Origin of the sequence: Blautia sp. 1001283B150304_161114_C9, assembly GCF_015668165.1 — a bacterium.
GTDB lineage: Bacteria > Bacillota > Clostridia > Lachnospirales > Lachnospiraceae > Blautia_A > Blautia_A wexlerae.
Genome location: NZ_JADPGO010000001.1, coordinates 123934 through 145966 on the forward strand (window position 1 = coordinate 123934; position 22033 = coordinate 145966).

Sequence of the window (22033 nt, forward strand, 5' to 3'; positions counted from 1 at the left end):
TAGCAAATCCATACTAACGTAAAGGAGATAATCATCATGATCGTAACATTAAAAGACGGCTCAAAAAAAGAATACGCTGAAGCAAAATCCGTAATCGACATTGCTTACGACATCAGCGAGGGACTTGCACGTGCTGCCTGTGCAGGAGAAGTAAACGGAGAAGTTGTAGACCTGAGAACAGTTATTGACAGTGACTGCGAATTAAACATCCTGACAGCAAAAGATGAAAAAGGACTTGCAGTTCTCCGCCATACAGCATCCCACGTACTTGCCCAGGCAGTACAGACCTTATTCCCGGATGCAAAGGTTGCTATCGGACCTTCTATTGATACAGGATTCTACTATGATTTCGACTGCCCTCCATTCTCCCGTGATGACCTGGATGCAATCGAAAAAGAAATGAAAAAGATCATCAAAAAAGGCGCTAAGATTGAACGCTTCACAAAATCAAGAGAAGATGCCATCGCATACTTCCAGGAGAAAAATGAACCATACAAGGTAGAACTTATCGAAGATCTTCCGGAAGGCTCCGAAATCTCTTTCTATTCTCAGGGAGACTGGACAGACCTCTGCGCAGGTCCTCACCTTATGAGTGTAAAGGGTGTAAAAGCATTCAAGCTTCTCTCCTCTTCCAGCGCTTACTGGAGAGGCAGCGAAAAGAACGCAATGCTCACACGTATCTACGGAACAGCTTATGCTTCCAAGGATGAGTTAAAAGAACATCTGGAACAGATGGAAGAAGCAAAAAGACGTGACCACAACAAACTTGGCCGTGAGATGAAGATCTTCACAACTGTAGACGTGATCGGTCAGGGACTTCCACTTATCATGCCAAACGGTGTGATCATGATGCAGGAGCTTCAGCGCTGGATTGAAGACGAAGAAGCAAAACGCGGATATATCAGAACAAAAACTCCGTTAATGGCAAAGAGCGACCTCTACAAGATTTCCGGACACTGGGATCATTACAAAGAGGGCATGTTCGTTCTCGGCGACGAAGAAACAGACAAAGAAGTATTTGCGCTTCGTCCTATGACATGCCCATTCCAGTACTATGTATACAAAGCAGAACAGCACAGCTATCGTGATCTGCCTCTTCGTTACGGTGAAACATCCACTCTGTTCCGTAATGAGGATTCCGGGGAAATGCATGGTCTGACACGTGTACGTCAGTTCACGATCTCCGAAGGTCATCTGATCGTAAGACCTGACCAGATGGTAAAAGAATTTAAAGACTGTATCGCACTTGCACAGTACTGCCTGCAGGTTCTTGGTGTAGAAGAGGACGTAACCTATCACCTTTCTAAATGGGATCCGAACAACAGAGAGAAATACATCGGTGATGCAGAAGTGTGGAATCAGACAGAAGCTCATATCCGCCAGATGCTTGAAGAACTGAACATTCCATTTACAGAGGATGTTGGAGAAGCTGCATTCTACGGACCTAAGGTTGATATCAATGCCAAAAATGTATACGGAAAAGAAGATACAATGATCACGATCCAGTGGGATGCTCTTCTTGCTGAACAGTTTGATATGTACTACATCGATGAAAATGGTGAGAAACAGCGTCCATACATCATCCACCGTACATCCATGGGATGCTATGAGAGAACACTGGCATGGCTGATTGAGAAATATGCAGGTATGTTCCCGACCTGGCTCTGCCCGGAACAGGTTCGTGTAATTCCGATCTCTGAGAAATTCCACGACTATGCCGCCAAAGTGGAAGCACAGTTAAAAGAAAGCGGAATCCGCTGCTCCGTTGACCAGCGTTCCGAGAAAATGGGCTACAAGATTCGTGAAGCACGTCTTGCAAGAGTTCCATATATGCTCATCGTCGGTGCCAAAGAGGAAGAAGAAGGCAAGGTTTCCGTAAGAAGCCGTTACCTTGGTGATGAAGGAATGAAAGACCTTGGTGATTTCCTTGCAGCGATCAAAGAAGAAATCAAGAATAAAACAATCCGCAAAATCGAAGTACAGGAAGAGAATAAATAATCTTCCCTTTCAGATAAGTACAGAAACTGTTATTTCTGTTAAAAACGGGGCTGTCGTCAATGAACTTTTGGTTCATACGACAGCCCTGTTTTATTATTCTTTCACTTTTTCCTCAAAATATCAGCATTTTAACCGAATCAAGTAAGTCCTCTGGGAGGTTGCAAAAAGCAATAATCAGTGAGGGATTTGCTTGTATCAGTAGGAATACCAGCTCCTTCTGATATCCAAAAGACAGAAAATAGTTTTACGAAAACGAATAAGTTTAGTTTTTTTACTTTTCACAATTAAATCAGGTAACTTACTTGCTTCGTTCAAATCAGACTATCTCCCGTATCATTCAGTTTTTTACAAAAATTGTCGTATTTTTGCCTGTCAGGAATCTCACAATCATTATCTCCATTTATGCGAAAATATTATGAAAATTTTCGCATAAATAAAACTTTCTTTTTGTGAAATTAATAAATTATTATAAATTCTTTTTTGTGCAACAGGGATAAATTATGCAAATATAACTAAAACTACTTGATTTTTTCTGAAAACGTGCTACGATAAACTTACAAAAACGATTTAGGAACGAAAAACAAAAAACACAAGTCAGGAGTCTGACCAGACTGAAAACTCAATATGGGGAAATATCAGGCAAAAACTGAAAATCAATCATTACAGGGAGGTAATAACATGATGAAGAGAAAAGCTATGGCAATCACATTAACAGCAGCTATGCTTGCAGGCCTTACAGCAGTTCCTGCATGGGCTGAAGATGCAGCAGCAGACGAAGGTAAAGTTTTAAACATTTATTGCTGGAATGAAGAATTCAAATCCCGTCTGACTGACCACTATCCCGGATATGAAGAAGTTGACGGAACTCATGGCAAGATTGGAGATGTGGATGTTGTATGGAACATCACTCCTTCTGATGACAATGCGTATCAGAATAATCTGGATGAGACTCTTCTGAAACAGGCCGATGCAGCAGCAGATGACAAAATCGACCTCTTCCTTGTAGAAGCAGACTATGCTTTGAAATATGTAAATACTGATTATACAATGTCTGTGGCAGATCTGGGAATCACAGATGAGGAAGTTGCAGACCAATATCAGTACACCAAAGATGTTATGACAGATTCTGATGGTAACTTAAAGGGTCTTTCCTGGCAAGGCTGCCCGGGTGCTATGATCTACAGAAGAGATATTGCAAAGGAAGTATTCGGAAGTGATGATCCGGCAGAGGTTCAGAAGAAAGTTGCAGACTGGGATACATTTAAGGCAACAGCTGAAGAGCTGAAGGAAAAAGGCTATCAGATGACTTCCACTGTAAATGATGCCTACCGTGTATTCTCTAATAATGTAACTTCCCCATGGGTTGTTGACGGAAAGATCACTGTTGATGACAATATCAAAAACTGGGTAGATATGTCCAAGGAAATGGTTGATGCCGGAGAAACAGCTACCTATGAATTGTGGAGCGATGACTGGAGCAAGGGCTTCTTCAAAGACAGCAATGTATTCTCATATTTCGGACCTGCATGGTTCATCGACTTCTCCATGAGTGCTGACCAGGATGGTTCAGTTGGTAAAGATGGCGGCTGGGCTGCAACAGAAGGACCACAGGGCTTCTACTGGGGCGGAACATGGATCACAGCAGCTACAGGCACAGACAATCCTACACTGGTTGCTGATATCATGAGAACGATGACAACTAACGTTGACGTTATGAAAGAAATCGTTACTGCTGATAATGACTTCGTAAACAATAAACCTGCCATGGAAGAAATGGCTAAAGATGAGAACTACGGCGATGCAGTTCTTGGTGGACAGAATCCTCTGGCTATGTTCTGTGCAGGCGCTGATAAGATCGATCTGAGTAACATGAGCATCTATGATCAGGGTTGCAACGAAGAATTCCAGAATGCCATGAAGAACTACTTCGAAGGCAACGCATCTTATGATGAAGCTCTCGACCTGTTCTATAAGGCAGTTGTAGAAAAATATCCGGAACTTTCCTATTAATTAAACAGCAATTAAACAGTAAAACCTGTGTGCCTGCCTGACCATCAGGCAGGCACACTTTGAATTACAGCAGACTATGGAGGAAGATAATGGCAAAGAATAATAACCATAAAGCGGTCAGCTATAACAAATGGGGATATATCTTCCTGATACCATTTGTAGTAGTATATCTCATATTCCAGCTCGTTCCGCTTATCAGTACAATTTATAACAGTTTCTTTGAAAATTACAGATCTGGATTAACGCAGATAGGACCGAATTTTGTGGGACTTGCCAATTATGCAAAACTCTTTCAGGGTGGTGATATCTGGATCTATTTTAAAAACACAATGATCATGTGGGTAATGGGATTTATCCCGCAGATCCTGGTTTCCCTGCTCCTGGCTGCCTGGTTCTCCAATCCAAGCCTCCGGCTTAAGGGACAGCGCTTCTTCAAAACAGTTATTTATCTGCCAAACCTGATCATGGCATCCGCCTTTGCAATGTTATTCTTTACCTTATTTGCAGACGGCGGTCCCATCAATGCAATGCTGATGCAGTCAGGAATACTGAAACAGGCATATTCCTTTTTCAGCCATGCCTGGAGTGCCAGAACCCTTGTTGCAGTCCTAAACTTTCTGATGTGGTTCGGAAATACAACTATTCTTCTTATGGCAGGTATGATGGGAATTGACTCCTCGCTTTACGAGGCAGCTGAAGTAGACGGCGCAACTTCCTCACAGATTTTCAGAAAGATCACTCTTCCACTCCTTCGTCCAATCCTGATCTATGTTATGATTACATCCCTGATCGGCGGCATGCAGATGTTCGATGTACCTCAGATCCTGACAAACGGAACCGGCGACCCCATGCGTTCCACTATGACACTGATCATGTTCCTGAACAAGCATCTGTTCAGCAAGAACTACGGAATGGGTGGTGCATTATCCGTATTCCTGTTTATTATCACAGGAGTACTCAGCCTGATCGTATTCCGTTTTAATAAGATAAAAGACTGATGGAGGTGAGAAGAATGAATGAAAAAAACTCCAAAAATAAAAAAGGAATGAGCATGAAAGGTCAGCGTACCCTTGCCTATATCGTACTAATCATCATTTCCTTCTTCTGCCTGTTCTGGTTTTATGTACTGTTTATCAATGCCACCAGATCTAATGGCGCACTAAAAAAGGGATTCACAGCCATTCCCGGAGGACATCTCATTGAGAACTGGAAAAATCTTCTCGCAGGAACACTCCCTGTATGGAATGGTATGTTCAACAGTATTTTCATTGCTACCTGCTCAGCTGTTTTATGCACCTATTTTTCAACAATGACAGCTTACGCTATCCATGCATACAATTTTAAAGCAAAAAAATTTATGTTTACTTTTATCCTTGCAGTCATGATGATCCCAACTCAGGTAACTGCTCTTGGATTCCTTCAGCTGTTGGGAAAAATAGGTCTGGACGACTCCTTTGTCCCACTGATCGTTCCAAGTATTGCTGCTCCTGTTACTTTCTTCTATATGAAACAGTACATGGAAAGCAACCTTCCTCTGGAACTTGTGGAAGCAGCACGTATTGACGGTTCCGGTGAATTTAATACCTTTAACAAAATCGTATTCCCGCTTATGAAACCGGCTATCGCTGTGCAGGCAATTTTTACCTTTGTACAGAGCTGGAATAATTACTTCATTCCGGCGCTGGTCCTTCACTCAGATAAAAAGAAAACACTTCCCGTACTGATCGCACAGCTTCGAAGTGCAGACTTCCTGAAGTTTGACATGGGACAGGTGTATGTAATGATCGCCTTTTCCATCTTCCCGGTCATCATTGTTTACATTCTTCTTTCCAGATTCATTGTAGAAGGTGTTTCCGCAGGTGCGGTTAAGGGTTAGATGCTGATACAACAAAAGCTGTCTGTTCCGGATGCAGATACATCCGGAATCCAGACAGCTTTTTTAATTATTTGCAGTACTGTTCTGTAATGATGTTACTATTTACAGCTCAGAGTTTTATTTTCTTAGATCTCAGCCAGTTTCAGCAGATCCGGGATCTTGGATTCCCAGCCAAGTGCCATGATATGTACACCCTGACAGTATGGCTTGCACTCTTTGATAATACGTGCAGCGATCTCAACACCTGTGATACCTGCTTTTGTCTTTTCTTTGTCTGCTTTCAGTTCCTCGAGCATTTCGTCCGGAACATGAATGCCGGCAACGTTGTTGTTCATGAATTTAGCCATTCCAGCGGACTTCGGAATGATGATACCAACCTGTACAGGTTTTCCGAACTGTTTTGCTTTTTCCATGAATTTGATGAATTTCTCCGGTTCAAATACTGCCTGTGTCTGGAAGTATTCTGCACCTGCTGCTACTTTTCTTTCCATTTTTGCAAGCTGTGCGTCAACGGAATCGCTGCATGGAGATACAACAGCACCCTTGGAGAATTTCGGAGGCTCACCAACCAGTTCATTTCCGCCAAGATCCACACCTGATTCCAGAAGCTTCACTGTGTGAAGAAGGGATACGGAGTCAAGATCGAATACAGGTTTTGCCTGTGGGTGGTCACCCATCTTTGTATGGTCACCTGTAAGGCAGAGGATGTTGTCAATGCCCAGCATTGCAGCGCTGAGAAGATCAGACTCCAGAGCGATACGGTTTCTGTCACGGCATGCAAGCTGGAAAATAGGATTCATGCCTGCATCCTTGAGAACCTTACACATTGCAAGAGATCCAAGACGCATAACAGAAGACTGGTTATCAGTTACGTTAACTGCATGAACATCCTTAAGGTATGTTTTTGCTTCTTCTACCAGCTCATCTACATGGATTCCTTTTGGCGGTCCTACTTCTGCAGAAACTACAAATTCACCACGGTCGAATAATTCTTTCATTTTCATTGTACATTGCTCCAATCATTATAATCTATTTTAATTCATCGTCTGTTGCAAAGTTATGAATCTGTGTCGGACATTTCAGCGCGTCAAGGCGTCCGATTTCTTTCAGACGTCTGTAGATGCGTTCCCATCCACATTCCATCTCGCTGTCCACTTCACATTTACCGTTCTTGGAACCACCGCACTGGCCGTTCACAAGGCTCTTTGAACATGCTGTGATCGGGCAGATCCCGCCTGTCAGGTTCAGATAGCATTCACCGCACTGGTCACATTTGTACTCTAACGGTGTCACGCCCTGGAAACCAGGTACCGGGTATGTATCGCAGGCTGCACAGACCATCTTGTCTTCCAGATATTCTGAAACGGTCTGTACACCAACACCGCAGGAGAATACCAGAACCAGATCTGCTTCCTGGATCTTGCTCATATATTTCTTAAGACGTAATTCCATATTTTCCGGATTACAGATGTAATCAGTTGTCATGATCCCTGTCACATTTCCTTCAGCTGCAAGTTCCTTCTGAAGTCGGGCAGCTTCTTTTTCCGGAAAACGAACTTCTTTACATCCATGACAGTTGATAATGAAAACTTTCTTTCCGGCTGTCAGTGATGTAATCGCTTCTTTTGCTTTTAACTGGGTAATCAACATATTATTTCATCCCCCTTACTGCATTTTTTCCGGCTTTGATACTGTTAATGATCGGAATCTTGGAAGAACAGATATACTGACAGCATCTGCACTCAACACAATCCATAACGTTCATGTCTTTCATGCCCTGCCAGTTCTCATCTTTCGCATATTTCACGAAATACAGAGGTGAAAGCTCCATCGGACATACATCTACACAACGTCCGCACTTGATACACGGCTGTTCTTTTGTCTCATCCGGTTCAACGGCAATGATACCATTGGAGCCTTTCATCATCGGTACATCCAGTGTGTTCAGAGGGAATCCCATCATTGGTCCGCCCATCTTAACCAGAACATCGTCATCTGTAAATCCGCCGCAGTAATCGATCAGCTCTCTTACGCTTGTACCGATCTTGATAACGAAGTTTCCAGGATTCTTGATCTTCTCGCCTGTTACTGTAGCAACACGCTCAACCAGAGGCATTCCTGTCTGGATCGCATCGGAGATTGCTTTTACTGTACTGATATTATCTACTACAACGCCGACATCTGCCGGAAGACCGCCGCTTGGAACAATTCTTCCCATAACGCGCTTAATGAGAGTTTTCTCAGCTCCCTGCGGGTATTTTGTTCTTGCAACAAATACTTCCATGTTTCCGATATCAGCAACTTTTTTCTGCATTAATTCAATGGCATCCGGCTTATTATCCTCGATAACGATGATACCCTTCTCGGCACCTGTTGTCTTAAGGACTGCTTTCAGACCAAAAATAATGTCATCTGCATACTCAAGAAGTACTCTGTGGTCTGCTGTTAACAGAGGCTCACATTCACATCCGTTGAGAAGGATGGTATCTACCGGTTTGGCAGGTTTAAGTTTGACACAGGTCGGGAAACCTGCACCGCCCATACCAACGATTCCGGCTTCACGGATGATATCAATGATTTCATCCGGAGTAAGATTGTCAAGATCACCATGTGGCTGTACGGATTCGTGCAGAGTATTTTTTCCATCCGATTCAATGACAACAGCCATCACTTCGCTTCCACGTGTGCCATGCATACGCGGTTCAACAGCAACTACGGTTCCGCTTACGCTGGAATGTACCGGAGCACTGATAAATCCGGCAGCTTCACCGATCTTCTGACCAACTTTTACAGTGTCACCAACCTGAACGATCGGATTAGCCGGTGCGCCCAGATGCTGTGACATGGAGATCACAACTGTCTTCGGATCCGGGAATTTCTTCAGAGCGATGTGCTCACTGAATTCCTTACGTTCTGACGGATGAACACCGCCGTAATATCCGTCCAGTCTGTCTTCTCTGATGGACTTCACATAGTCGTTGATCACTTTGAAATTAACTTTGGAGAAATCACGAACCTGTACAGGCTGGTTTAAGAATTCTTCCAGGCGTCCCTGTTTTGCAAGTCTCTGGTAAATCTTCTCCCATGCACAGTCTTTATTCGGATTTACTTCGCATTTTCCATTCTTTGCTCCACCGCACTGTCCATTGACAAGACTCTTTGAACAGTCAACGATCGGACAGACACCTCCGGTAATGTTCAGATAACACTGCGCACATGCGTCACAGCTCTTCTTGGTAAGTGCCATGCCATGATGACCTCTGTAGTTAAGGGTGTTGCTTGCAGCAACTACCGGCTTACCTGCCAGATCCGCAACGGTCTGAATACCAAGGCCACAGGAAATTACTACTACATTCTCTGTACCTTCCGGAATCAGATCCTGTAATTTTCTTTCTGTGTGCATCTTATTGCATAAGAAATCAAATTTTGCACTGCCTGTAACCTTCTTTCCCTGATCTGCAGCGAATTTCAGAAATTCGTCACAATCCGGTTCGTCAACAGTTTCAAATTCTTTGAAACATTTGTTGCAGGCAATCACAAACAGGTTGTCCTTACCGTCAAGCACTGATGCAAGTTCATCACTGCTTTTCAGTTTGTACTTAGTATAGTTTTCCAATTGCTCACCTTCCTCACGATAAAATTTTATCCTTATGATATCTGTTCTTATCCGTTCCCTCCATCTCTGCACTCAAAAAAGGGCCAATAAAACCAGATAAATAAGTTCAATACATATACCTTATTAAATGTAACATAAAATGCACATTTTATCCAGTTTTATTAGCAAATTTTATAAATTTCTTCTATGATTTCATCCTAAAATTCTATGAAGTGCAGATATTTGTACTGTAAAGGATGTGGAATCAGTAAATTGTATACAATATACCACATTCTATAGCAACTATGACGATTCAGCACCTTCACACAGTTACGCTCTCAAACTCAAATCTTTAGAAATCGCCTTCGGCGATGGAATAGTGTTACTGTTCACTCCATTCACAGTAACTTAGCCAAAATTCATTCTCGTTTTTATGAACACTCCTGATAATCCTCTCTCACAGTACTTGTATCATGAGTTAAGACGCTGTCCGCAATATTCACAATTGCTCAGACGTCCTTTTATTACCTGATTCTTTGCACCGCAGCTGGTACAGGTAACTGTAATATAAATCTTTTCATTTACACGTCTGTTTGGTGCAGTAATCATAATATAATTTCCTTCTCTGTCTATCTGGATATTCCGGATATATCCCCTGGCAATAAATTTTTCCAGTTTTTTTACTGCGCCTTTTCCCAGTTCCTGCTCAAGTTTCTCAAATGAGACCGTATTCTGGGCATAAGATTCAAACCAGCAGGCAATTTCCCTGGCTTTTTTCTTCCGTAATGCTTTCTGAACTTCCCTGAAAGTCGGATATAAAAATAACAGACAGAGCAGGATCTCTGTTGCTGCCATTCCCCAGCGTCCTTCACCAATATACTTCTCCGATGCACCAATAGCTCCCAGGGATAAAAGTATGCAGAAGCCACAAAGAACCCACTTCAGTTTTCCCAACACCCCTGCTTTTTTATTTTTTTCTGTCAAAAAATCATTCATGTCTGTTTCCTCTTTCTCTGATTAATCAAAATTCTATAATATATTGGTGAAGCTTCTGTCAGCCTGCCCCCAGCAGAAGCCATGCATCACCTGACGGATCATAATAATAAACCACATTGTCTCCTACTGCATAATAATGTTCTTTTGTAAAATGATCCTCATGATCCGTTCCCAGAACAAATACCGGACAATTTCTTCCTTCAATGTACTCCTCAGTGCCTGTATACCACAGAGACATCCCAAGACCAAGGTAATAGCTGACTTCATCTGTTTCTGAGAGCTGTTCTCTGGCAATCTTTATATTCAATGCTGAATCATGCTCCGGATTACACTCTGAATCGTACTCTGATTCATGCACCGGATTATATTCCGGATCATACTCATCCCAATTATAATATATGGAGAAATCATAGCAGTGGGTTTCTGCTGCAAGATGTCCATCCTTTAACGACACCATAGGATGGTATTGTATACTCATATTCTGCTTCTGTACAGAAACCATCACATTGGAATGAATCTCACTCACATTGCAGCGCAGAATAATGATTTCATTCTCCTGCCCCCTATAGTATGGAGAGTTCAGATCATCCAGATATTCCCCTTCTTCCGTAGGCTGAGCCGGATAAACGCTGACCCTGCAATCATCCCCCGGGACAATGGCATAAATTTCATATCCCCCTGCATCAACCACTGTTCCATCCTGTAAAAAAGGATACGCAGCTGCCACCTCTCCCTGTCTGGTATATTCAAGTATCTCTGCTACATCTGCACCTTCATAGGTATATCCCAGAAATGCCATTCCGGCCTGACATTCATTTTCCCTGATAATATCCTGCAGAATTGCCAGATTCTCATCTGCCCCAGGTGCTCTGGCAAATACTTCTCTCATACCTCCATGGATACCAACAAAAAACAGTACCGCACAAACACATACTGCAACCGAATATTTTTTCATACTCTCATCTCCCTTCTTATCAAACGGATATTTGCACTCCGCTTCGCTTTCTGCTCATAACAGAATAACTTCGCAGTTTATCAGCTTGCTATTTTAACGTAGTTACGATCAGTTTACTTTCCAGTGCAGCCGCTATCAAATCTTCTTTACAACTGTATCCTGCCCTGGCTATCATTTCCTGAAAATTCCATCTCACCCCGGAAGTAGAACATTTCATTTCTCTTGCAATCTCTGAATATGACATTCCACGGATATACAGGCGGAGCATCTCCAGCTGCCTGGGACTGATATCGCCGCTTGTGATCCAGTTAAGCTCCACCTTCGGTGTCACATCCGGAAATACATGCTCACCATTTAAGGTTCTGTGGATCACACTTCGTATTTCCTCTTCCCCGTGATCCTTATACCAGAGACTGTCTGCACATCCACACTTTGCCCTCTCCAGTACCTTGGGATCGATCAGGGAAGTAACGATCAATACCTTTGTATAGGGATACTTCTCCCTGATTTCTTTTCCGGCACTGAGTCCATCATGATTATGAAACGTCTGCACATCCATGATCACAAGATCAATTGCCGAATAATCACAGATTTTTACAGCTTCACGTGCATCCGAAACCGTCTGGACATGTCGGAATTCCGGCTCCTGCATAATAATATATTCAAAATACTTCTGCATGATCTTCTGATCTTCTACTATCAGTATCCGTACCATCGAATCCCATCCTTTCTGTCAGTGGCATTTTCAATATCAGACAAAACTCAGGGGAAAAAGAAACCTGCATCCTGCATTTTCCTGATTCAGCTGCCTTTCTCAGTGCAGATAAACCACCGCCTTCTTCCGCATTTTTGTCAGGCACCTCTCCATCATTGGTAATCTGAACAGTATATTCATCTGCATTTTTGTCTATCTTCACCCAAACAGTGCTGCCATGGGCATGTCTGGCACAGTTTGTCACACATTCACGGATTGCCCTGTCTGTCAGCAGCCTGTAAGATGGATGCAAAGGAAAATTCCCACTGATCTGAACTGAAATTCCAAGCTCTTCTGCATGTCTGACCGTATCTTTATATACTTCTTCCATACTCTCAACAGCAGAACCGGTAAGAATATAAACCAGATGTTTCAATACAGACAACTGTTTATCCATTTTATCCGGATCTTCTTTCCTTTCCAATATTCTGCGTATTGACAGAAGGCTTCGTCCAAAATTGTCATGAACCTGCATTTTCATGACAAGCGTCTCCTGCTCTCTGATTTTATCTCCGATTTTTTCGTACATTTCCTCCAGCTTATGATTCAGGATTTCCAGCTTTTCATTGTTTGCCCTAATTTTTTCACCATTGTAATAAATTTCTGATACATTAACTGCCACTGTCTGCAGATAACCTGCACAATCCGGCTCCTGCAGACTATATTCCTGAAACATCCAGACGGAACCATCAGGAAAATAAAACACATTACTGTCTTTGCTCAATCTGCAAAGACCTTCCGATTCAGGTTCCCCACTCATTGCTTTCCTTAATGCGTCATAATCCTGCAGATAAGAACCTGTCATGATTCTGCTCAGCTCCTGCATCTTGGTATTACACAAAACAATCCTTCCAAAAGGATCCGAAAAACAGACTCCACAGGGAACGTCATTCACAGCCTCATTCACAGACCAGTAAGACAGAGAATGATGATATCTGCGTCTCTCGCTCCGGATTGCCCAGCAAAGATAAAGCAATACTCCTATAACCACCGTCATTAAAACACTGACCGGATAACCCTGAAGCATTGGCTGATAGGAACTTTCTCCCAGACAATATCTGTGATCATTCATCAGAACGCCCATAAGCATGAAAGAAACTACAAAGACAGCCACTGCCGTTACAATTTTCTTTTTCCCGGAAAAACAGGTGATTCTTACTAACAAAAGGATTAATTCCAGAATCATGCAGATTTCAAGAAGAATCATCAGAACATTCTGTATTGCCATACTGCATTCCACAAAACTGATCATCTTCCGCCTCTCTTTCTGAAGACGATACATCTGATAAACCATTCGTTTTCATCTTCCTGCTGCACTTTTAATTCCGGCCTTTCCGACATGAATCCACGCAGATCTGCCTCTGATACAATATGAACTGAAATCCGCAGAGCATCATCAATCTGCGACACACGGTAAAAAACAGACTGCATGATATCAACCAATCGTTCCACAAGCCATTCAAAGGTGTCATAGCATTTTAGTATATCATCTGCATTCAGCTGCACATCCACATTTTCCACGTAGTAAGCAGCCCGGATCCTGCATAATTTTAAGCTGTCACAGGATTCTGCCAGGCTTTGTCTGAGATCTTCCATTGTAAGCAGATTTCCATCTGATGTATATTGTGTCAGCACCAGATTCTTTCTCCGCTTCAAATACGTGCCAACAACTACAATTTTACCGAGAATCCGATCATATTGTTCCCTTGATTCTGTCCGTTCCAGCTCATCCATAAACTGTGACAGCAATTCCAGCTGACCGGCTGTCTGATTCTGTATCATATTTAACAGATGATTCTGTTCTTCTGTTTTTCTCCGCTCAGCCTCTTTCTGATAAGCTTTCTGTAACAGACGGTTTCTGGCAGTCAGTTCCTCCTGCTGTTCCCGAATATCCTGATACTGATCCAGCAGTACCGAAATATCCTCTGACCAAAACAAATGTCCTCCCCTTATAGGAATATGGTTGATCCGGATTCCCTGTTCCTGTACTGATGATCTGTCTATTATGATTTTACGCAGTTCAGGCGACAGCTCGGGAAAATCGCCGGAATGATAATAGCGCAGAAAAGAATAATCTGTAATCTCTGCATCCAGTCCTCCGGAAGTCTGGAATAATTCAAAATATCGATTATTGGTCTGTATCAATCCACATAATATACAACCCTGAAAAATTGCTGCCATTAAAAGGCAGCACACTGCCGTCATATCCCCTGCAATGATTTTGATGAAAGGCAGGCGGAGTATATTTCCGATATTCCACCCCAGAAGCAATATTCCCGGAATCACTGGCAGCCAGAACTGTTTCTTTCCCGGAATTCTGCTTTTTCTGATCAGAATGATTTCCATCCCTGTCAGACAGATCAAGATCCATCCCTGAATCACCATAAAAACAATACCATAGCTGTAATCTTTATCCGAAAATGGGGGCTGTTTGGAAAAACGAAATACCAGCTGATGCAAATCATTTGTAAAAACACTTACGATCAATATCGCTGCAACGGTCAGCAAAATTATAATCTTTCTGACCGTTTTCTCTTCCTCCTTTTCGCCCAAAAACATTGCTGCTGCCAAACCCAGAACCGGAATCAGAATCATGGGAATATAATATAGATACCAGCAGATATGTTCTCCAAGAGGATCATGAAAAATATGAAATTTTACTGTCCGCACAAAGAACCAGAATACCATCAGACAGCCAATTGCAGTCAGGCATCTGCGCGTTTTTTTATGTACTACATGCTTTCCCAAATAAATCACCCAGGCACAGTACATTCCCAGATAAATACAGCTACGACACTGATCTGCCAGATTTCTCATAAAAACATTTTCCGTTCTCACCTGCCTGCAGAAATAAGCCAGCAACACACTTATCAGAATCACTCCATATGACAGAGTCCTCTTTTTACTGTATGTCATGAAAGTTCCTTTCTTACCGGAGCGGGTTTGAAAAATGCTTTACGCAAGATGTGCGTCACAATTTGCAGGAATGATTTTTCAAATACGCTCTAATCCTTTTTTGTAATAATTATACTATAAAGCGCCATTTTGTCATATAGTTTTTAGAAGAATTATCTATTTTCAGAGTTTTTATCACAAACAGAGTGAACAATCCTGTCCACTCTGTTTCTCATTGCTTAAAACGGTCTTGGCTGACCACAGTATTCACAAAACTTTCCGGTATTCTCTGCACCGCACTGGCATTTCCACGAACTGTTATTCTGTTGCATTCCTCCGGTCATGTTCGTTTCTGACATTCCCGTCTGCTGCATTCCTCCGTTCATGTTCATTCCGGACATTCCGGGCTGCATTCCTCCGTTCATGTTCATTCCCGGCATCCCAGACTGCATCCCTCCGTTCATATTCATTCCCGGCATCCCGGGCTGCATTCCCACATTCATGTTCATCCCGGGCATCCCAGACTGCATCCCTCCGTTCATGTTCATCCCGGGCATTCCAGGCTGCATTCCCGCATTCATGTTCATTCCTGACATCCCGGGCTGCATTCCCGCATTCATATTCATCCCGGGCATCCCAGACTGCATCCCTCCGTTCATGTTCATTCCCGGCATCCCAGGCTGCATTCCTCCGTTCATGTTCATTCCCGACATTCCGGGCTGCATCCCTCCATTCATGTTCATTCCTGGCATTCCGGGCTGCATTCCCGCTGCATTTGGTGTCAGTGCCGCAATAATCTGATAAGCGGTCTGCTCCACTTCCATCAGTTCTCGTCTTTTGTCACTGCTTATGGAGAAAGTATTCAGGCGAAAATCCATATCATCAAACCACTGAGTTCTCACTTTAATACGCATGGTATAATCAAATTCATATTTATATACCGGTGGCTGATAACTTACATTTTCTCCATCCTTTGTATATGTTTCCTCATGCTGCTGTTGGTCTACATCAACTCTGCACTGTACAATGGCTGATAAAGGAACTATGTCCGGGTTTTCATTGACATCCAGTTTCCGCGCAACAGTAAAATTCCCCTTATTATCATCAATAAAAATATTGTAATTTCTGGTATTGATCTGACGGGTTATACAAAAGTCCATTACCGCTTTTTTGTTTTTTTCACGATATTCCAGCTGGCGTTTGATATCCTCTACCGTACTGTGCCGCCGCTCCTCAAACCATGGTGATAATTTTTTCGCACAATCCTTACACAGATTTCCGTCATCCAGTTTTCGATTTCCCAATAAACCAATTTTCTCCCCGCAGATGTCACAGATTTTCTTATCAAATAATCCCATACCCTATCCTCCTTTTTTATCTGAAATCCCATACTGCCGCCCCGGAATGGTGCGGCAGTATTTTACCTTATTCTGTAACAATTATTTTTTCAAAATATGTCTTTACGGAAAAATCAACTTCACCTGTTTCAGAATCGTCTGCTTCTTCGCCGTCATCAGATTCCTCTGCATCGTCTTCTGCTATCAAACACAGTTTTCCATCATCCAGTAAATTGAACTTCATATTATCAAGACTGAAAAACATAGTTCCTGCCTCATCCTCTGTTACAGCCTTTAATACCAGTGCGTTTCCTTCCACGTCGCCCTGAAGTTCTACTTTTGTCTCTTCTCCGCTCTCTATTAAGATAATTTCAGCCTTTCCGTCTTCCACAGACATACTCATTTCAAATCCTGTAAAGTCATCATTAACCGGCATCTGCATTCCAAATGCTTCCATCAGAGTACAGCTCCATTCTCCTTCAAAATCCTTCATGGTTGGATTTTCTACCGGTTTGCCCGGTACATAAGGCTCATACTCTTCCTTTTCCTGACTCAGGATCATTGTCGTTCCATCTGCTGTTAAGGTTATCTTACCGTCCTTGTACTCACATTCTTCTGTCTGATCATTATGAGTCATCAAAATTTTATCATTTTCTATTTTCCACTCTGATTCATCTACTTCAGGCTCTTCCCCATAAACAGAACTTGTTGTTTCCATTTTACCGTCTTCTTTAATGTCCACGGTCACTTCCATTCCCATTGCCCCCGGATGAAAGGATGCACCTTCGCCCATAGAAAGCTCATTTACATACCAGGTTCCAATAACATCCTTTTCTTCAAGGGCATAAACACTTACGCTCATAAAGCCTGCCATTAAGACTCCTACTGTTCCTGCCATCCACAACCTCATTTTTTTACTCATACAAACATCTCCTTTCTTTTTTAATGTACTCCTCGGACTCTTTTTTACTTAATTTTGTGAGAAGATTTTTTGTTTATCTACATTATACGTGAACGCTCAGATATTTACACTAGCACTTCTGACAGTATGCATGTAATTTTTTGGATAAATTAAAACCTGCTGAAAAGTTTTTAACTCTTCTCAGCAGGTTCATTAAAATACTTTCTGTTTTGGCGCATTCTCTCCAGATTTTCCAGAATTATATCTACACTGATTGGTTTGGCAATATGAGCGTTCATACCCGCCTTGATTGCCTTTTTACGGTCTTCTTCAAAAGCATTAGCAGTCATCGCAATGATTGGTATATTTGCGCATTTCGGATCATTCAATGTACGGATTTCCCGGGTTGCGGTATATCCATCCATCTTCGGCATCTGAATATCCATGAAGATCAGGTCATATTTTCCGCCTTCTGCAGATGACATGATATTCACAGCATCTGTACCATCCTCAACGCAATCCACATTCAGACCAATTTCCTCCATGATCGCTGTTGCTATCTCCCGGTTCAGCTCATTGTCCTCTACAAGAAGAACTTTCTTCCCTTCATAACGCCTCTGGATTTCTGCCCGGATCTTCTGCTTCTCATTCTTAAGGGGCTCTCTTTGCTCCGGATCAGGTTCCTCCTTCACAGTCATCTCTGATATTTCACATTCAAGCATAACCGTAAACTCCGTTCCCCTTCCAACTTCACTTTCAACATGAATCGTACCGCCCAGCATATCCACAATGTTTTTGGTGATTGCCATTCCGAGACCGGTTCCTCCGATTCCATTCTCCGTAACAGTATGTTCTCTTGTAAACGAGTCAAACACCTGCTCCCTGAACTCCGGCGACATCCCGATTCCATTATCCTTCACACTGAATACCACTGTTGTATATCCGTCTCTTCTGCATGGTTTCTCAGAAACGCAAATATTAACCGTACCCCCGACCGGTGTAAATTTCACAGCATTACTGCTGATATTCAGAAGCACCTGCGTCAGGCGCAGCTTGTCGGTAATGATATCTTCATGGAGTATATCCTGTGTATCAATATAAAACTCCTGCTGTTTAGAATGTACAGATTCCTGTATAATTGTATTTAAGTCATGCAAGATATCCGGCAGGTGTACAACTGTATATTCAATCCGTACGGAACCGTTCTCGATTCTGCTCATATCCAGCACATCATTGATCAGGCTGAGCAGATGCTGACCGGATATATGGATTTTTTTCAGATAATCCAGAACAAGCTCCTTATTGTCAATATGTGTTGTCGCAAGCGCAGTAAATCCAATGACCGCATTCATCGGCGTGCGGATATCATGAGACATATTATTCAGAAACACAGTCTTCGCCCTGTTCGCATGTTCCGCAGCCGCAAGTGCATTTCTCAGATTCCTATCCTGCGCAATCTCACGTTCTTTTTCTTCTGTCGCATCACGGATTGCAACCAGAACTGTACACAATTTCCCATCTTTATCATATCCCTGTGGCACAATGATCATTGTCATCCATCTTTCATCCACTGTCCGAGCTGTAAAACTCAGCGTTTCACGTTCTTCCAGACGTTTTGCCACTGTACTTATATCGACAAATTCCCAGTATGCCTTCTGAAATGGCTCTGCAATCACCTGCCTTATAAGTTCTTCCTGATGCGCTTTGAAAAGCATATCCCCTTTCTGATCCGGCTTCATATTTCCTGAAGATTTCAGGATTTCGATTTCCTCTGTTTTTAGATTCACAAGAGAAATAGAGGCATATGCATGCCCCAGTGCATTGATCACCCGAAGTCTTTTCTGGTCCTGAAGGATACTTCTCTTTTCTGTTCTGCTCCTGTTCACCCGATAAAGTAAGAAAAGAAGCAGTGCAAGCAGCACATAAATCACACATATAATATTTCGTGTGATGTACACCTGACTTTCCGGGAAAAAGATATATGCATCGTAGTCTTTGATCTTCTCCCAACGTCCGAACCAGTTTCCTGTCTCTGAACGAAGATGGACAATTCCATTCTCATCTGCCTCAAATTTATTTTTATACTGACTTTTTGCTTCTTCTATAGAGCGGGCAGTCAGCTCCTGTCTGTTTGTACTGACAACCTTATCATCATCACAGATCACAACACTTCCATTCATCTCAAAAGGAAAGTCAGGAAATAACGATGCCATCGTCAGATCTCCGTTAAGCTCATTTACTTCCTCCTTCTGCGCATATGTGATCAGGATACCTGCTGCATCCTGTCTTGCCACTGCCGCAAAATCATAGATCTTTCCTTTATTTCTCAGACGGGTGGTATAAGTCTTTTCCGGATGCTCTGCAATATCACGTACATAATCACTTTTGATCAGCTTCTGCCACAGTGGCATAGTATCTCCATCTTTTGCATTCTGTTCTGTCACTTCCAGATTCTGATCCAGTACAAGGATTCCTGTCAGACGCTGTTCCCTGGCATATTCGTCCAGCATTTCTGTACTGAGATTTCCTTCCTGTTCTATGACTCTGCTTAATTCTGTTGTTTTGTCCAAAAGACGTACCAGGCTTTTCACCTGATCATTGGTGTTATAAATCTCATAACTTTCAATTCGGTTTTTTACAAAATCAAAGGTCTCATCCAGAGTACTGTTCAGCCTGCTATTATCTCTCGCTGTCAGCAGAAGAAAAGTCAGTATTCCGGAAAAAATCAGAATAAACACAAGCAAACACGCATTTCTGTCGACCCTCTTTTTCTTCTGTTTCTGCGGTATCTGCCTTCTTATCTGTCTGCTCATTTACTTTCTCCTCCCGGCAGAGTTTCGTCCGCATCCAATCCGTATTTTGTAACTATTTTTTCTGTAATCCCTTCACTTTGCATCTCTGTAAGCGTTCCTGTAAGCTTTTCTGCCAATTCTTCGTGAGTTCCTTTTTTGAAAGCAATTCCAAGTTCTGATTTATAAGGACTTTCCTCCAGCATACGGTAAGCGCCCTTGCCATCCTGTATCAGACTGCCAAGCATTGCCTCATGTCCCGCAATCGCATCTGCATAATTTTTTCTAAGTGCAGCATAAAGCTCATTCGACGAAGAAAAACAGTTCACCTGTTCTGCCTGCGGAAGATCTGATTCTATATTATGAAGAAAGAGATCTTCTGCTTTTGTGGTCGCCTGAACTGCAATCCTCTTCCCTTTCAGATCCTGAAGTGTCCTGATTTCACTCTCGGCTCTTACAACCACCATCTGACGACTGTACATATACGGTCCTGCCCACTGATATTTGTTTTCTCTTTCAGTCATGGAATAGCAGCTCCACAGACAGTCTATTGTTCCATCTGACAAAAGTTTCTCTTTATCTTCCCAGACAATCTTCTCAAATTCAGGCTGATAACCCAGCCTCTGAAAGGCTTCCTCTGCAAGTTCCACATCAATACCTTTATACTCGCCATCACTCGTCTGATAGCTGTAAGGTTCAAAATAATCTATTCCGATAACAATCTCCGGCAGTTCACTGTCCGATGTTTTCTCTTTCTTTATTCCACATCCTCCCGGTATAAGGCTGCCTGCCAGAAGAAGTGCTGCAATACAAATTCTTTTTCTACGGGTATGGGAGTCATTCTTTCGATTTTTTCTCATATCCAGTTCCTTTCCATTTATTACTGTTTCATAACCTGCGTGTCAGAACCATCTTTCCTCAATTGAAACAGAGGGCTTATCCGATTCGGATAAACATCGAAACGATACAAAAAAAGTTCCACGTAAAAAACTTTTACAGGAACTTTTTTCATAGTCATCTCAGTTTTTTGACTGATCTTCCTATAAATCTGTCAACAAAATTTCTGATACATATTATACATTTCATATACTTTCATGTCTACAATTATTTACTGCTCTGAAGTATAAAACACACGTTACTGTTCACAGTAACGTAGCCAAAATTCATTCCAGATTGCCTGCGGCAATGGAATTTTGAATAGGACCTGCTGATTGCGGGAATACTTTTTTATTTCCAGTCAGAAGCAAGGCATACAGGTACCGGATCCTGAATTTCCATTCTGTCAGGTTCTACCAGGCAGTCATAAGCCAGAATATGCACTCCTACCTTTTTCGCCTCCTGCAGGGTTTCTCCAAATTCCCGATGAGTCTCCCAGTTGGGCTCAAACCTGTCAACTCCTTTCATCTGGATTACCAGAAGCAGATAGGCTTCGTATCCTTCCTGCATACAATGGATCAGCTCTTTCAGATGCTTCACACCTCTTTCTGTAGGTGCATCAGGAAATCGTGCTATATTGTCAGATTCCAGAGTGACACCTTTCACTTCTATAAAAGCCTTACGTTTCTCTGAACAGACATAAAGATCAAATCTGGAATTTCCGTAGGTTTTCTCAGGCGTTACCTGAACCTTCTCCGGAAAAAGATGTCCTGCCTTTACCCACTCCAGTGCTGCTTTATTAGGAATCTGAGAGTCCATATTTATCAGGCCCCTGCCCTCTTTATTTACACAGACCAGATCATAGGCCGTCTTTCTCGCCGGATTACTGCTCCTTTCCAGAAAAACCTGTGTACCCGGGATCAGAAGCTCCCTGCACCTGCCTGTATTCTTTACATGAACCGTTTCCACCTGCCCATTGATCTCCACATGTGCAATAAACCGATTGGGACGGTCTATGAAACGGCCCTCTGTGATATGTTCGTACCTCATT

General features: G+C 42.5%; 17 protein-coding genes. 4 read left to right on the top strand and 13 right to left on the bottom strand.

Translation table 11 applies throughout. From position 1 onward, the window contains the following. Positions 1 to 36 precede the first annotated feature (36 nt). The 4 genes from thrS (at position 37) to I4V44_RS00555 (ending at position 5884) form a co-directional block, all read left to right on the top strand. A complete protein-coding gene (gene thrS / locus I4V44_RS00540; protein ID WP_118330198.1) occupies positions 37 to 1998 on the top strand; it encodes a threonine--tRNA ligase in 1962 nt (653 codons plus the stop codon). Positions 1999 to 2679: 681 nt separating this feature from the next. Beyond that, positions 2680 to 4008, top strand: coding sequence for a carbohydrate ABC transporter substrate-binding protein (locus I4V44_RS00545; protein ID WP_118520312.1), 1329 nt, complete (start codon positions 2680 to 2682; stop codon positions 4006 to 4008). A gap of 89 nt (positions 4009 to 4097) precedes the next feature. Beyond that, complete coding sequence (locus I4V44_RS00550; protein ID WP_025579256.1) at positions 4098 to 5006, top strand: carbohydrate ABC transporter permease; 909 nt, start codon at positions 4098 to 4100, stop codon at positions 5004 to 5006. A gap of 14 nt (positions 5007 to 5020) precedes the next feature. Next, entirely contained in the window at positions 5021 to 5884 is an 864-nt protein-coding gene (locus tag I4V44_RS00555; protein ID WP_022380254.1) for a carbohydrate ABC transporter permease, read from the top strand. 125 nt (positions 5885 to 6009) lie between these two features. On the opposite strand, the gene I4V44_RS00560 is transcribed toward I4V44_RS00555, so the two are convergent. The 13 genes from I4V44_RS00560 to sfsA all read right to left on the bottom strand — a co-directional run bounded on the left by I4V44_RS00560 (position 6010) and on the right by sfsA (position 22032). After that, positions 6010 to 6888: a methylenetetrahydrofolate reductase gene (locus I4V44_RS00560; RefSeq protein ID WP_008706435.1), complete on the bottom strand. Its 879-nt coding sequence runs from the start codon at positions 6886 to 6888 to the stop codon at positions 6010 to 6012. A 25-nt stretch (positions 6889 to 6913) separates the two neighbouring features. Continuing rightward, positions 6914 to 7534: a methylenetetrahydrofolate reductase C-terminal domain-containing protein gene (locus tag I4V44_RS00565; RefSeq protein WP_118571194.1), complete on the bottom strand. Its 621-nt coding sequence runs from the start codon at positions 7532 to 7534 to the stop codon at positions 6914 to 6916. Position 7535: 1 nt separating this feature from the next. Next, positions 7536 to 9500 carry an electron transport complex subunit RsxC gene (gene rsxC, locus I4V44_RS00570; RefSeq protein ID WP_118586537.1) on the bottom strand — a complete coding sequence of 655 codons (1965 nt, stop codon included), beginning with the start codon at positions 9498 to 9500 and terminating at the stop codon, positions 7536 to 7538. Positions 9501 to 9950: 450 nt separating this feature from the next. Beyond that, positions 9951 to 10475 (bottom strand): hypothetical protein, encoded by a 525-nt coding sequence (locus I4V44_RS00575; protein WP_055199793.1) that lies wholly within the window; start codon positions 10473 to 10475, stop codon positions 9951 to 9953. Between the two features lie 58 nt (positions 10476 to 10533). Continuing rightward, complete coding sequence (locus I4V44_RS00580) at positions 10534 to 11430, bottom strand: hypothetical protein (protein ID WP_118758752.1); 897 nt, start codon at positions 11428 to 11430, stop codon at positions 10534 to 10536. A gap of 88 nt (positions 11431 to 11518) precedes the next feature. Then, on the bottom strand, positions 11519 to 12145 hold the full coding sequence (locus tag I4V44_RS00585; protein ID WP_118586543.1) for a response regulator transcription factor: 627 nt from the start codon (positions 12143 to 12145) through the stop codon (positions 11519 to 11521). Then, positions 12093 to 13478: a sensor histidine kinase gene (locus I4V44_RS00590; protein ID WP_196002138.1), complete on the bottom strand. Its 1386-nt coding sequence runs from the start codon at positions 13476 to 13478 to the stop codon at positions 12093 to 12095. Before I4V44_RS00590 ends, I4V44_RS00585 begins: the two co-directional genes overlap by 53 nt. Continuing rightward, a complete protein-coding gene (locus I4V44_RS00595; RefSeq protein ID WP_196002139.1) occupies positions 13433 to 15100 on the bottom strand; it encodes a histidine kinase N-terminal 7TM domain-containing protein in 1668 nt (555 codons plus the stop codon). The genes I4V44_RS00590 and I4V44_RS00595 overlap by 46 nt, the downstream gene beginning before the upstream one ends. Before the next feature lie 218 nt (positions 15101 to 15318). Then, a complete protein-coding gene (locus tag I4V44_RS00600) occupies positions 15319 to 16437 on the bottom strand; it encodes a DUF4428 domain-containing protein (protein ID WP_196002140.1) in 1119 nt (372 codons plus the stop codon). A 67-nt stretch (positions 16438 to 16504) separates the two neighbouring features. Then, complete coding sequence (locus tag I4V44_RS00605) at positions 16505 to 17338, bottom strand: hypothetical protein (protein ID WP_196002141.1); 834 nt, start codon at positions 17336 to 17338, stop codon at positions 16505 to 16507. Positions 17339 to 17508: 170 nt separating this feature from the next. Beyond that, complete coding sequence (locus I4V44_RS00610; protein ID WP_196002142.1) at positions 17509 to 20130, bottom strand: hybrid sensor histidine kinase/response regulator; 2622 nt, start codon at positions 20128 to 20130, stop codon at positions 17509 to 17511. Beyond that, complete coding sequence (locus I4V44_RS00615; RefSeq protein ID WP_196002143.1) at positions 20127 to 20966, bottom strand: substrate-binding periplasmic protein; 840 nt, start codon at positions 20964 to 20966, stop codon at positions 20127 to 20129. Before I4V44_RS00615 ends, I4V44_RS00610 begins: the two co-directional genes overlap by 4 nt. A 367-nt stretch (positions 20967 to 21333) precedes the next feature. After that, positions 21334 to 22032, bottom strand: a complete 699-nt coding sequence (sfsA, locus tag I4V44_RS00620) for a DNA/RNA nuclease SfsA (protein ID WP_196002144.1) — start codon at positions 22030 to 22032, stop codon at positions 21334 to 21336. Between the last annotated feature and the right edge of the window lies 1 nt (position 22033).